The organism is Minwuia sp. (assembly GCF_048263705.1).
Lineage (GTDB): Bacteria > Pseudomonadota > Alphaproteobacteria > Minwuiales > Minwuiaceae > Minwuia.
On sequence record NZ_JBLXDV010000001.1, the window covers coordinates 427,338 to 439,739 of the forward strand.

The following is a 12,402-nucleotide window of genomic DNA, read 5'->3' on the forward strand; positions in this document are numbered from 1 at the left end:
TGATGCTGTTGAAATGGACCGGCAATCGTGTCGATGGGGCCGATGTCCCGGCTGAATCCGAGGCGGCTTCAGGGTCCTCGGTGGCGGCCCGTCGGCGCAAGGTTGCCCTGCTGCTGACCGGTGTCACGATTGCCTGGTTCGCGGTGGCGATCCTCTATTTCAGCATGATCGCCGGGCTGGGATCGCTGTTGCTGATGCTGCCGCACGAGGTGGCACTGGTGCTGCTGGCGGTCATCCTGCCGCCGATGTTTGCCTGGCTGGTAGGGGCTGTGTTCTGGCGCGGCTTCGAGACCGAGCGCAGCCGCGCCGCGCTGCTTGAGGTGCTTTCCGACGTCAGCGGGCCGGACGCGGAAGCCGAGGCCCGGCTGAACGCGGCCGCGATGGCCCTGCGGCGGATGAGCCAGTCGGTCGAGACCGAACTGTCGAATGCGTTGGCCCGTTCGGACGAGCTGAACCGCCGTATCGAGACGGGCACGCAGCAGATGTCCGCGCTGGCGCAGCAGGCGGGTGCGCGCAGCGCCGAGGTCTCGGGCCTGGTTCAGGATGCAGCCAGTCAACAGCGCCAGTTGCTGACCGACCTGCAGGCGCTGGGCGAACAGACGCGCGAAATGGGCCGGACCGATGCCAACCAGCTTGCGGCCGCGGTCGAGGCCGCGGCACGCCGCGCCAGCGAGATTTCGGTCGCGCTGGACGCCAAGGCGAAGGCCATGACCGAAACCGTGGAGATGGTTACCAGGCGGGCGCATGAAATCGGGGCGGTTGTGGATCAGCCCATGACGCGCCTGCGCGAGGACAGCGAACAGACGGTGCGGCGTCTGAACAACGCGTCGCAGGAACTCAGGAATCGCGTCGAGGGACTCAATCAGGAGATCGTGCGCACGGCCGAGCAGGCGGGACATGCGAGCCAGGGTGTTGAAGGCAGTGCGGTGCGTCTGCGCGCGGTCGGTACCGAGATGCGTTCCGCCCTTGCCGAGGCCGGTGACGCGGTCGGCACACGGACCGAAGAATTGCGTGCGCTGGTCAGCGGCGCCATCCGTTCGTCGGATCAGGCGGCGCAGCGGCTGGATCAGCGGCTTTCCCAGTTTGCGGCGTCGCTCGATAGCATGAACGTCAGCGCTGGGGAAACCGAAGAGGTGCTTTCCGCGACGGCGGACCGGATGGGATCGGCGGTCGACCGGTTCGCGGATCAGGTGTCGTCGGTCCGTGAACTGGCGGGGGAAACGGTGGATCAGACCGATGCCGCTGCGGCAAGCGTCATGGAGGCCGGCGCCGCACTGGGGGCCTCGGCCCGTCAGATCGTGGCGACGCAGGAACGTTTCGCGCGCTCGCACGACGAGATCACCGCGACGATCACCCACCTCTCCGGGGTCGCGGAGGAAGGGATCTCGGCGCTGGAAGAACGCATCCGGGAGGCCGCTTCCTTCGCGCAGGCGGCGGCGGAGCGGTCCGGCGGAACGCTGGATGCGGTGGTCACGGGCATCGGCAGTGCCGCACGCGACCTCAATCGCCAGATCGCCCTGATGGAGCAGCAGGCACGACAGAGCGAGGCACAGGGTAGTGGGACCGCCGACATACTGGCGCTGCGGCTGGGTGAACTGAAATCGGTCCTGTCGGAGGTCCAGGCGGAGACGGCCCGCAGCCATTCCGGCATGAAATCGCTGACCGAGAGCAGCGGCGAACTGCTGGCCGAGCTGTCGCGCACGGTTGGCGGCCTCAATCGCGCCGTCTCTGACACCGTCGAGAGAACGGACCGCGCGGTCGGCGATGTTGGCGGTTCGGTGCGCGATCTGGAGGATGCGACAGTCAGGGCCGAGGGCAGGCTGACCCAGCTTTCCGATGCGGTTGCCGACCGGGCGGACAGTTTCGATGCCGTAGCCGAACGGATGCGGGAAGCCGCGGCGGGGATCGAGCGCGATACCGCAACGCGCATGGAAACGGTCGCCGATCGGGTCGAGACCATCACCGAGGTCGCCGAGCAGGCCTATGGCAAGCTGTCGGGCTCGCTGACGGCCCTGTTCAGCGATCTGGAACAGCGCGCGGAACAGATGACCGGGTCGGTTTCGCGGGCATCCGACCAGTCGGCGGCGGCGGGCGACCGGCTGAACGAGGCCTCGGCGGAACTGGCGCTGATCCTCAAGGATATCGATCATTCCGTGACCGGTGCCGGTGAAAGCTTCGGCGCGCTGGATCAGCGCGTGCGGGATGTCGCGCTAACGATCCGGGCCGGTGTCGAACAGAACCTCGCCGCACTTGAAGCGCGCGGCCAGACCGTCACCGCGAATCTGCTGGACGGATCGGCCGATCTGACCGCGGCCTCCGAGGAACTGGAACGTCGCAGCGCATCTTCGCTGCAGAGGCTGACGGCCGCGCGGGCGGCGACCGTGACCCAGGTCGACGAGATGGAGACACGGTTGGCGAACCTGTCGGAGGCCTGGGGTACGCGAGCGGCCCTGCTGGACAATGCGGCGGAAAAGATCGAGGCCTTCACCGGTCGGATCGAAGGCGAGACAGCCGATCGCCTCGCCGGGTTCACGGCGCGCCTGTCAGAGGCCACCGGTTTCGCGCGTGCGACCGTGCGCGCGCTGGATGACCAGCGCGCGCTGCTGACGGACACCAGTGCCGAAATCGGTGAGAAACTGAACGGCGTCGTGGCCGGACTGGAACAGCGGATGGTCGATCTGGCCAGCGCATCCGACGACACCGTCGAAAGGCTGAAGGGCCGGATTGACGCGCTTGAGGCTCAGGCGGCGAAACTGGGCAGTACCTCGGACGATATCGCCGATACGGCGGGCGTGAATGCCGAGCGCCTGCAGGCTGTACTCACGGGCCTGGGGACGGCTTCGCAAAGCCTGAACGGCAAGGTCGCCGAACTGATTGATGCCGCGGAAACCGGCTCGGTTCTGCTGGCGGACCGGGGCGAAGCCATGGGTGAAAAAGGGGCGGCGGTGCTGACGTCGCTGTCACGGTCCGCGGACGGGCTTTCGGGGCAGGGCGACCGCATCTCGGCATTGCTGACCCGCCTCAGTGCCGAGGCGCAACAGTCCGATGCGTCATTGTCGGAAACCATGTCGGCCATGGCTGACAAGGTGCGCGAATCCACCGAACTGGCCCGCATCACCTCGGACACGCTGCTGTCCGGCACGGATGCATTGGTGGCCGAGGCCGGACGCGTGCATACCGATATCTCCGCGACGACGGCAGATCTGCAGCAGCGCATCGAGACCATCCGGATCGCCGGCGGCCAGACGGCGGAACGCATTGCGGGCGCGGCCAGCGAGATCGAGATCCGGACATCTGCGCTGCAGTCCCTGGGGCAGGAGACCGAGGCCGAGATCCTGCAGCGCGCTCAGACGGTTGCCGATCGCATGCAGTCGCTGACGGATCTGAACCGGTCATCGCAGGTCGCGTTCGAGGATTCGGCACGCAGCATCGCGCAGTCATCCGAAGTGGGAGAGGCGCGCGCGCGGGCGGCGGTCGCGGCGATGCAGGAGGCCGTTGCAGCCCTTGAGGCGGCCCTGCCGCGCGCCAGCGGGCTTCAGGTCTCGGCGGAGGCGTTGAAGGAGACGGGCCAGTCGGTGACCGAGATCATCGGAAAGCTGGAAACCGGCAGCCGCGATGCAATCGAACGCCTGTCCACCGAGCGGGATGCCTTCGCGGGCGAAAACCGGCGCATGGCCGACGAGGTCGGGTCCGGCCTGTCGCGGTTCAACGCGACCCTTGAGGAAACCCGCGCGCGGATGTCGGCGTTCGTATCGGGCGAGCAGAAAGCGGCGGAGACGGCGGAGGCCGTCGCTGCGAGACTCGACAGCCAGCTTGAGCGGACCGAGGTCATCACGACCCGGTTCGACGAGAAGGGCGCGGCGCTGGACCGCCTGCTGAGTGACAGGATCGCAGCCGTCGAAGCAGCCGAGCAACGCGCAGCCGAAGCCGCGACCCTGCTTGCCGAAAGCTTCGAGCGGGAGCAGGCGCGGCTGTCGGAGATGCGCGACCTGACCGTGGCGGAACGGGAAGCCTTCGGGGCCTCGACGGCGGCGGCACTCGACGATCTGAGGGCGCGCGCTTCGGACTTCCTCGATCATGTTCGGACATTGAATGCGGCCGCTGACGCGTTGCGGGCGGATCTCGGCGATGCCACCGACCGGATATCGAAGGATGTCGCGACGGCGTCCGAGGCCGGTGCGAAGATCGCCGGGGTGGCCGAGCAGTCGGCGCAATCCCTGATGCGTCAGCGGGAGGCCTTTGCCGGATCGGTCGAGCAGGCCGAACAGGCGGCACGCCGGGCACGCAAGGCCCTGGGCGAACAGGCGACCGCGATCGCCAGCGCTTCACAGGCAGCGACCATGCAGTCCGGTCTGGCAACGCGCGCCTTTGAAGGACAGGCCGCGCGGCTGGACCAGTCCGCGCGCAAGGCTGCGGAAACCGCCCGTGATCTGGACGAGAAGGCGCGCACCGATCGGGACCGGCGCTTTCTGCAATCGGCGTCCTACGTCGCCGAAGGGCTCAACTCGCTGGCGCTGGATCTGCACCGCATTCTGGACAGCGAGGACACCGAGGCGCAGTGGCAGAAGTACTATCGCGGCGACAGGGGCCTGTTTGCCCGTCGTCTGGTCAGTCGCGCGAACCGCAGGGAGATCGCACGCCTGTACGAAGGTGACGGCGACTTCCGCCGCAACGTCGATCTGTACCTGAACGAGTTCGAATCGGTGATGCTCGCGGTTGACGAATCCGACCACGAAGGGCTTCTGCTCAGCGTGTTCCTCAGCGCGGACGTCGGAAAACTCTACCTCGTTCTGTGCGAGGCGCTGGATCGGAAACCGGCAAGCAGGAAACAGAGAAGCAGTCGATGAAGCAGGGCAACAGCATTCTGGCCGAATATGGCGTCACCGTTTTCGAAGTGATGAGCCGTCTGGCGATCGAGCATGGATCGATCAATCTGGGGCAGGGATTTCCCGACGACAACGGCCCTGCCGATGTCCGCAAGGTGGCGGCGGAGGCACTGGAAGATCAGCCGAACCAGTATCCGCCCATGATGGGCGTGCCGGAACTGCGCCAGGCGGTGGCGGCACATGGCAAGCGGTTCTACGGCCTGGATGTGGACTGGCAGACGGAAACGATGGTGACTTCGGGCGCGACGGAATCCCTGGCCGCCTGTTTTCTCGCCCTGATCGAGCCGGGCGACGAGGTAATCTGCTTCGAGCCGCTCTACGACTGCTATCTGCCCATGATCCGCCGTGCGGGCGGCATTCCGAAGCTGATCCGGCTATCGCCGCCGGACTGGGCGGTGCCGGCGGATGCGCTGCAGGCGGCGTTCGGCCCGAAGACCAAGCTGGTGCTGCTGAACAATCCGCTGAACCCGGCGGGCAAGCGCTTCAGCCGGGAAGAACTGACCACGCTGGCCGATCTGGTGATCGCGCACGACGCGTTCGCGGTGTGTGACGAGGTCTACGAGCACATCGTCTTCGACGAACAGGATCATGTGCCCCTGATCACCTTGCCCGGCATGCGCGCCCGCACGGTGAAGATCGGGTCCGCCGGCAAGACCTTTTCGCTGACCGGCTGGAAGGTCGGTTACATGACCGCTGCTGCGCCTATCCTGCAGCGGATCGCCAAGGCGCATCAGTTCCTGACGTTCACGACACCGCCGAACCTGCAACGGGCCGTGGCGTTCGGCCTGATGAAGGACGATGCCTATTTTGCCAGCCTGTCGTCGGACATGCAGGCCAAGCGGGACCGGATCCGCGATGGCCTGTCCGATGCGGGCTTCACGCCGGCATTGTGCGAGGGCACCTATTTTCTGAACGCGGATATCCGCAGCCTGGGGTTCGATGGCAGCGATGTCGATTTCTGCAGCCAGATCACGACCGAAGCCGGTGTCACCGCCGTGCCGGTGAGCGCCTTCTACGCATCGCCGGACGCGCCGGACAATTTCGTGCGTTTCTGCTTCAGCAAGCAGGACGGCTTGCTGGATGACGCCGCGGCGAAGCTGAAAGCCTACTTCGGGTAGAGCGTTCCAGCCTTTGATTGAAAGGGCCAAACGCACAGGGTGTCACCCCCGCCTCCGTGCGGGGGCGAAGAACAACCCGGCGAACACCGCAGTTCAGGAAGGCTCCCGGATAAACCGGGGGTGACAGTCCGGGAGTCGGTGATTCAGTCAGGGACAGGACGGTGCGGGCGTAGGGCAGGCTTTGTCGGCCTGCGCATGGTGATGCTTGTGGGACGGCGATAGCCGGCGTGGGCATCTTCGCCGGTCTTCACGAAGCCCAGCCGGCGGAAGGTCTCGTGATTTTCCAGCAGTTCCACGCGCGTCTGCAACTCAAGGTATGCGAGGCCGCGCTCGTGGGCCATGGCCTCTGCCTGTTCGAAGAACTGCCGCGCCAGCCCCTGACCGCGTGCCTGCGCCGTAACCGCGACCTTGCCGACATAGAGGCAGTCGGGCCTTGGATCGAGGAAGGCGCAGCCCACGATCTCGTCGCCCTGCCAGGCGATCAGGGCGATTTCCCGCCCGGCCTTCGCGCGCAGGCCGTCCAGATCGAGCCGGTTCATCGACGACGGCGGGTCAATGCGGTCAGCCATGTAGGCGAACGCGTCGCGCAGGAGTTCAAGAACCTCGGGCCAGCGATCGAAGTCCGCCGGCGCGGGCGCGATCGTCGTGGTCAGACGCACCGTCCGCCATCAACCTCGATGCAGGTGCCCGTGATGAAGACCGCGTCGTCGGATGCCAGGAACAGGCAGGCGTTGGCGATATCGAGCGGTGTACTCATGCGACCCAGCGGAACGGTGGCCACGAATTTCTCTCGGATTTCCGGTGTGTCCTCGCCGCCCATGAACTCCGACACCATCCCCGTATCGCCGATCACGGGATGGATCGCGTTGACCCGGACCTTGTAGGGTGCCAGTTCCAGCGCCATCGACTTGGTGATGACCGATGCCGCACCCTTGGAGCCATTGTACCAGGTCAGGCCGGGGCGGGGGCGCTCGGCGGCGGTCGAGGACGTGACGATGATCGATCCGCCTTCCTCCTTCAGCAGGTCCAGCCCATGCTGCGCGACGTAGTAGAGGCTCTTGACATTCACCGCATAGATTCGGTCGAAGGTGTCCTCGTCGACTTCCCACATCGGACCGTTGCGCTGCGGGACACCGGCGTTGCAGACCAGACAGTCCAGCCTGCCGTCGAAGCGGGAGCGCGCGCGGGAAAACATGCCCTTGACGCTGAGGCTGTCGGCGACGTCGGCTGTGTGGGCAAAGGCGTCGCCGCCGATCTCCTCGGCCACCCGCTTCGCCGCATCCGCATCGATATCGACGACCATGACCGCCGCGCCTTCTTCGGCAAATCGCCGTGCGATGCCCTCACCGAACCCTGATCCAGCGCCTGTGACCAGCGCGGTTTTATCCTCCAGCCTCATGCGTTTCCCCCCTTGCGACCGCTTGTCATCATGATTGTGCGCCTTTCCGGCTGTATCACAAGCGCTATGAAACGTTCTCAGATTGCCGGAATTATTATTCTGGTCATTGCCGCCGTGGTCGGCGTCAGTGCGATCCTTCTCAATCTCGCAAGGAATGAACCGCAGGTCGCGGGCGGACTGGGTGTCAGCCGCGCCGTGCCCGTGGGCGGACCTTTCACGATGACCGACCATACCGGGCAGCGTGTGACCGAGAAGATGATGGAAGGCCGGTATTCGCTGATCTATTTCGGCTACACATTCTGCCCCGACGTCTGCCCCACCGAACTGCAGGACATGGCCGTGGCCCTAGATCTGGCCGGGGAAGCCGGTAAAAAGGTGACGCCGGTGTTCGTTACCGTCGATCCGTCACGTGACGGGCAGGAAGAAATCGCGGCCTATGTCGAGGCCTTCCACCCCAGGATGATCGGCCTGCGCGGAACCGAGGCGGAAACCACCGAGATGGCCAGCGCCTACCGGGTTTTCTATACGCCGGTCGAGCAGACGGGCCAGAAGGACGACGAATATTACCTGATGGATCACTCCAACTTCATCTATCTGATGGGGCCGGACGGCAAGAACATCGCTGTCTTCAACGGCGAGGTCGATCCGCAGCTGATGGCCGAAGGTATCCGGCAGGCCGTGAAGGGCTGACGGGACAACGCCACCACGGGCGACTGCGGTCTGCCCGGAAAGGTATTAGGTGACAGGCTGCGACGGGGCGGTGTCCGCCCGGACGCCGAACGGACTCAGGACAGCCAGCGTTTCCGCCGACGGTAGTGCTTCACGTTGCGGTAGGAGCGCTTGTCGCCGCCTTCGCCCAGGCCCAGGTAGAATTCCCTGATGTCCGAATTGTTGGCCAGCTGCTCGGCGGGGCCTTCCATCACGATCGATCCGTTCTCCATGACGTAGCCATGGTCCGCGATCGAAAGGGCCAGATTGGCGTTCTGTTCGACCAGCAGGATGGTCACGCCGGCTTCCTCGCGCATGCGCTGGATGATGCCGAAGATCTCCTCGATGATCAGCGGCGCCAGGCCCAGCGACGGTTCGTCCAGCATGATGACCTTGGGATCGGACATCAGCGCGCGGCCGATGGCCAGCATCTGCTGCTCGCCGCCGGAAAGGTAACCGGCCTCGCCGGACCGGCGTTCCTTCAGCTTGGGGAAGAAGGTGTAGACCATGTCGATCTTTTCGCGGACGGTCTTGATGTCGGGCACGATATGCGCACCCGCCAGCAGATTGTCCTCGACCGACAGGTGCGTGAAAATCCGGCGGCCTTCGAAGACCTGCACGATGCCGCGTTTGACGACCTCATGCGGCGGCAGCTTGTCGATCCGCTCGCCCTCGAACTCGATCGAACCGCGCGTGACCTCGCCGCGTTCGGGCCGCAGCAGGCCGGACACCGACTTCAACGTCGTCGATTTACCCGCGCCGTTCGCCCCCAGAATGGTGGTGATCGACTGCGGCTTGACCTCGATCGAGATGCCCTTCAGCACCAGGATCACATTGTCATAGACGACTTCGATGTTGTTGATGACGATCATCTGCCGCCCCTTTGAAAAACAGTCTGTCGTGAAAATTGTCAAACTCCGGACCGGCGCATGCACCGGTCCGGAAATATCAGGCGCTGCTATTCCTTCTTCTGAGCAGCGTCTTCCTTGATCATCTCGAAGACGACATCGCGATAGCCCTTGAACCAGTCGGTCTTCGCGGCGTAGCCGTCCTTGGTGACCGTGAAGACACGGACCCAGCCGCCGCCTTCATGGTCGCCACCGCCGAGGTTCAGCGGCGGGATCAGGCCACCCAGCGAGAAGTCCTTGATCTGGTGGAAACCGTCGCGCACCTGTTCGCCGGTGATGTCGGCCTTGCCGCCGTTCGCCTTGATGGCGTTGCGGATCGCCTCGACATGCAGCGCCTGGGTCAGGATGCCGCGGTTGTAGAAGACGGTCTTGTCCATCTCGGCAGGCGGTTCCTCACCGGCCGCCTTGTACATGTCGCGGATCTCCTGACGGATCGGGAAATCGTCGCCCACGCCGGCAAACTGGATGCCGTTGTAGCCGACGTTCTCGGCGAAGCCGCCAGCGGCTTCAATATCCGATTCCGAAGCGCCCCACACGAAGGAGACAACCTTGCTGAGCGGATAGCCGGCGCGGTTGAACTCTTTCAGCTGCACGGAAGGTGCACGGCCGAACAGATGGCTGATCACGAAGTCGGCCTTGAAGCGACGCGAGATGTCACGAACCTGGTTGGACATTTCCACGCCCGGTGCGGGCACCGGGAATTCCTGCAATTCAAATCCTTCGATCTCAGCAAGCTTGCGGATCACGGGCAGGCCTTCACGTCCCGCCGGGTTGTCGTAGAACAGGTAGGCGATCTTCTTGCCCTTCAGCTCGCCGCCGAGCTCATCCTTGGCGAACTGAACCGCGCCACCGGCCTGTGACCAGTAGCTCGCGGCCGCCGGGAACAGGAACGGATAGCTGGCGCCATCCGCCGACGCGGCGGTACCGAAACCCGGTGACGTGCCCGGAATCTTGTCTTTCTGAAGATCCGCCGTCAGGGCCTGGGTGATCGGCGTACCGTAGAGGCCGACCAGGACGGCGCCTTCGGACTTGAAGCGCTGGTAGGCTTCGACCGACGGCGGCACCTTGTACTGGTTGTCGACCTCGATCATCCGGATCGTGTGGCCTTCGACGCCGCCCTTGGAATTGATCAGGCGGATGTAGTCGTTGTAGCCGGTGCCCATGCCGACGCCGACATTGGCGGTCGGTCCGGTCCGGTCATTCAACTGACCGATGACGATTTCACCGGCCTGTGCGGCGGAGAACGCCGCAACCGCACCGGCGATCACGCCCGCCGCGGTGAGTGTTTTGAAGAGACGTTTCATTTGTTTACCTCCCTGGGGTTATCCGCCTGTCTCTGTCGAGGCGGAATTCTTTGAATTCTAGTACGAGAAGGGCCAGACCCGGAAATAGTTCCGGATGTTCAGCCAGAGCCTGTTGAGTCCGTCCGGTTCGACGACCAGGAAGAACATGATCAGGCCGCCGAAGATGATCAGGCGCAGATGCGACTTGATGCCGGCGAGCGCACCGATGTCATCGGTGAACAGGGGGCCGACACTGGTCATGAACTGGTCGATGCCGATCGGCAGGATGGTCACGAAGATCGCGCCGAAGATACTGCCGAGGACCGATCCCGCGCCGCCGATGATCACCATGGCCAGATAGTCGATCGATACCACGAGCGGGAAGAATTCATTGTTCGCCACGCCGGAATAATAGACGAACAGTACACCCGTCACGCCCGCGTAGAAGGACGAGATCGCGAACGCCGTCAGCTTGTAGCGGCGCACGTTGATACCGATGATCTCGGCCGCGATATCCTGATCGCGGATGGCGATGAAGGCCCGTCCCACACGGCTGCGTGCGATGTTCAGTGACGCGATGATCGCGATCGTCGCGACGACAAGGATGAAGTAGTACAGCTCACGCTGGCTATCCAGTTCCTCCCCGAACAGCACCGGACGCGGCACCTGGATGGATGCCGCGAAGCCGCCCGATATGGAGGGCGTGTGGATGATGATCCAGTCGATGATGAATTGTGCCGCCAATGTCGAAATCGCCAAATACAGTCCCTTGATGCGCACCGAGGGAAACCCGACGATGATGCCGATGAAGGCGGCCATCAGACCGCCCGCCGGCAGCGTGATCCAGAAGGGCAGATCAAGTCGGGTTGCCAGGTTCGCAGCTGTATATGCACCCACGGACATGAACGCAGCATGACCAATCGAGATCTGTCCCGTGAGGCCGAGCAGGATGTTCAGGCCCAGGGCCCCGACAACCGCGATGCCCACCAGGTTCAGCAGGGTGATGTAGCGGTCGCCGACGATCGCCGGTGCAACGACATAGAAGATCACCAGTAGTGCGACGATGGTGAATTTCGAAATGGGCAGCGGATACAGGGCCTGATCGGCCGCATACGTGCTCTTGTAGTAACCGCTCTCGCGATGAAACATGCTGCTGCCCCCTTACACGCGCTCGATGATCTTCTTGCCGTACAGGCCGTACGGACGGAAGAAGAGCACGATGATCATCAACACATAGGGCAGGAAGTCCTTGGTCCCGCCGCCCTCGAAGGGGAAGAACTCCCGGAACCATTCCTGCGTCATGGCCGGATCGAGATAGGTGCCGCCCCATGCCTCGACGATCCCGACGATGATGCCGCCCACGATGCAGCCCTTGATCGATTCCAGGCCGCCCAGAATGACCACGGGGAAGACCTTCAGGCCAACCACCGCGAGCGTGTTGTCCACGCCGATGGCGCTGCCCCAGAGCAGGCCGCCGAGCACCGCCACGACACCGGCCATCGACCAGGCGAGAACGAAATACATCTCGACGTTGATGCCCATGGCCATCGAGACGCCGTGATTGTCGGCAACCGCGCGCAGGGCCACGCCCTTGCGGGATTTCATGAAGAACAGGGTGAAGCCGGCGAAGAAGATCACGGCGATCGCGGCACCCACCACGTTGATCGGCGTCAGATAGACCTCGCCGATGATCCAGGGATCGTTCGGAATGCCGAGATCCAGCGAGCGTGTCGATGACCCGAAGATCATGGGGAACAGGCCTTCCAGAAAGGCTGCGAGACCGATCGTCGCCATGATGATCGAAACCACCGGCCGACCGATCATCGGGCGCAGGACCACCCGCTCAAGCGCGACGTTGAAGACGATCATGAACACCAGGGCGATGATGAAGCCCAGGAAGATCGGCACGCCGTAGTCGGCAGCCAGCGCTGCGACCATGATGCCGGCGATCATGATGAACTGACCCTGTGCGAAATTGATCGCGTCGGTCGACTTGTAGATCAGGACGAAACCGAGCGCGACGAGCGCGTACATCAAGCCGATCAACGCGCCGTTGATGGTCGATTCCACGAAATACCAGACTGCAAACATGTCCACGGT

General features: G+C 64.1%; 9 protein-coding genes. 3 read left to right on the forward strand and 6 right to left on the reverse strand.

What is annotated here, in order from left to right; genetic code table 11:
* The first annotated feature begins 2 nt into the window (after nucleotides 1–2).
* Together ACN0X7_RS01875 and ACN0X7_RS01880 are read left to right on the forward strand one after the other, a co-directional pair.
* Nucleotides 3–4,847 carry a hypothetical protein gene (locus tag ACN0X7_RS01875; protein ID WP_417513506.1) on the forward strand — a complete coding sequence of 1,615 codons (4,845 nt, stop codon included), beginning with the start codon at nucleotides 3–5 and terminating at the stop codon, nucleotides 4,845–4,847.
* Nucleotides 4,844–6,004, forward strand: coding sequence for an aminotransferase (locus tag ACN0X7_RS01880; RefSeq protein WP_417513508.1), 1,161 nt, complete (start codon nucleotides 4,844–4,846; stop codon nucleotides 6,002–6,004). Before ACN0X7_RS01875 ends, ACN0X7_RS01880 begins: the two co-directional genes overlap by 4 nt.
* A 143-nt stretch (nucleotides 6,005–6,147) precedes the next feature.
* On the opposite strand, the gene ACN0X7_RS01885 is transcribed toward ACN0X7_RS01880, so the two are convergent.
* Nucleotides 6,148–6,663 (reverse strand): GNAT family N-acetyltransferase, encoded by a 516-nt coding sequence (locus tag ACN0X7_RS01885; RefSeq protein WP_417513510.1) that lies wholly within the window; start codon nucleotides 6,661–6,663, stop codon nucleotides 6,148–6,150.
* Entirely contained in the window at nucleotides 6,654–7,403 is a 750-nt protein-coding gene (locus ACN0X7_RS01890) for a glucose 1-dehydrogenase (RefSeq protein ID WP_417513512.1), read from the reverse strand. Before ACN0X7_RS01890 ends, ACN0X7_RS01885 begins: the two co-directional genes overlap by 10 nt.
* Before the next feature lie 66 nt (nucleotides 7,404–7,469).
* Between ACN0X7_RS01890 and ACN0X7_RS01895 the strand changes: the two genes are divergently transcribed.
* Nucleotides 7,470–8,093, forward strand: a complete 624-nt coding sequence (locus ACN0X7_RS01895) for an SCO family protein (protein ID WP_417513514.1) — start codon at nucleotides 7,470–7,472, stop codon at nucleotides 8,091–8,093.
* Between the two features lie 95 nt (nucleotides 8,094–8,188).
* Here ACN0X7_RS01895 and ACN0X7_RS01900 read toward each other — a convergent pair whose 3' ends face one another.
* The 4 genes from ACN0X7_RS01900 to ACN0X7_RS01915 form a co-directional block, all read right to left on the reverse strand.
* Complete coding sequence (locus ACN0X7_RS01900; RefSeq protein WP_417513516.1) at nucleotides 8,189–8,983, reverse strand: ABC transporter ATP-binding protein; 795 nt, start codon at nucleotides 8,981–8,983, stop codon at nucleotides 8,189–8,191.
* Between the two features lie 86 nt (nucleotides 8,984–9,069).
* Nucleotides 9,070–10,323, reverse strand: coding sequence for an ABC transporter substrate-binding protein (locus ACN0X7_RS01905; protein WP_417513518.1), 1,254 nt, complete (start codon nucleotides 10,321–10,323; stop codon nucleotides 9,070–9,072).
* 57 nt (nucleotides 10,324–10,380) lie between these two features.
* Nucleotides 10,381–11,451 carry a branched-chain amino acid ABC transporter permease gene (locus ACN0X7_RS01910; protein ID WP_417513520.1) on the reverse strand — a complete coding sequence of 357 codons (1,071 nt, stop codon included), beginning with the start codon at nucleotides 11,449–11,451 and terminating at the stop codon, nucleotides 10,381–10,383.
* Nucleotides 11,452–11,463: 12 nt separating this feature from the next.
* A complete protein-coding gene (locus ACN0X7_RS01915; RefSeq protein ID WP_417513715.1) occupies nucleotides 11,464–12,393 on the reverse strand; it encodes a branched-chain amino acid ABC transporter permease in 930 nt (309 codons plus the stop codon).
* Nucleotides 12,394–12,402 lie beyond the last annotated feature (9 nt).

Bases quoted from the DNA above. Each gene is read 5' to 3' on its own strand.
- ACN0X7_RS01875 (WP_417513506.1), top strand. From the start codon at position 3: ATGCTGTTGAAATGGACCGGCAATCGTGTCGATGGGGCCGATGTCCCG.
- ACN0X7_RS01880 (WP_417513508.1), top strand. From the start codon at position 4,844: ATGAAGCAGGGCAACAGCATTCTGGCCGAATATGGCGTCACCGTTTTC.
- ACN0X7_RS01890 (WP_417513512.1), bottom strand. From the start codon at position 7,403: ATGAGGCTGGAGGATAAAACCGCGCTGGTCACAGGCGCTGGATCAGGG.
- ACN0X7_RS01895 (WP_417513514.1), top strand. From the start codon at position 7,470: ATGAAACGTTCTCAGATTGCCGGAATTATTATTCTGGTCATTGCCGCC.
- ACN0X7_RS01900 (WP_417513516.1), bottom strand. From the start codon at position 8,983: ATGATCGTCATCAACAACATCGAAGTCGTCTATGACAATGTGATCCTG.
- ACN0X7_RS01905 (WP_417513518.1), bottom strand. From the start codon at position 10,323: ATGAAACGTCTCTTCAAAACACTCACCGCGGCGGGCGTGATCGCCGGT.
- ACN0X7_RS01910 (WP_417513520.1), bottom strand. From the start codon at position 11,451: ATGTTTCATCGCGAGAGCGGTTACTACAAGAGCACGTATGCGGCCGAT.
- ACN0X7_RS01915 (WP_417513715.1), bottom strand. From the start codon at position 12,393: ATGTTTGCAGTCTGGTATTTCGTGGAATCGACCATCAACGGCGCGTTG.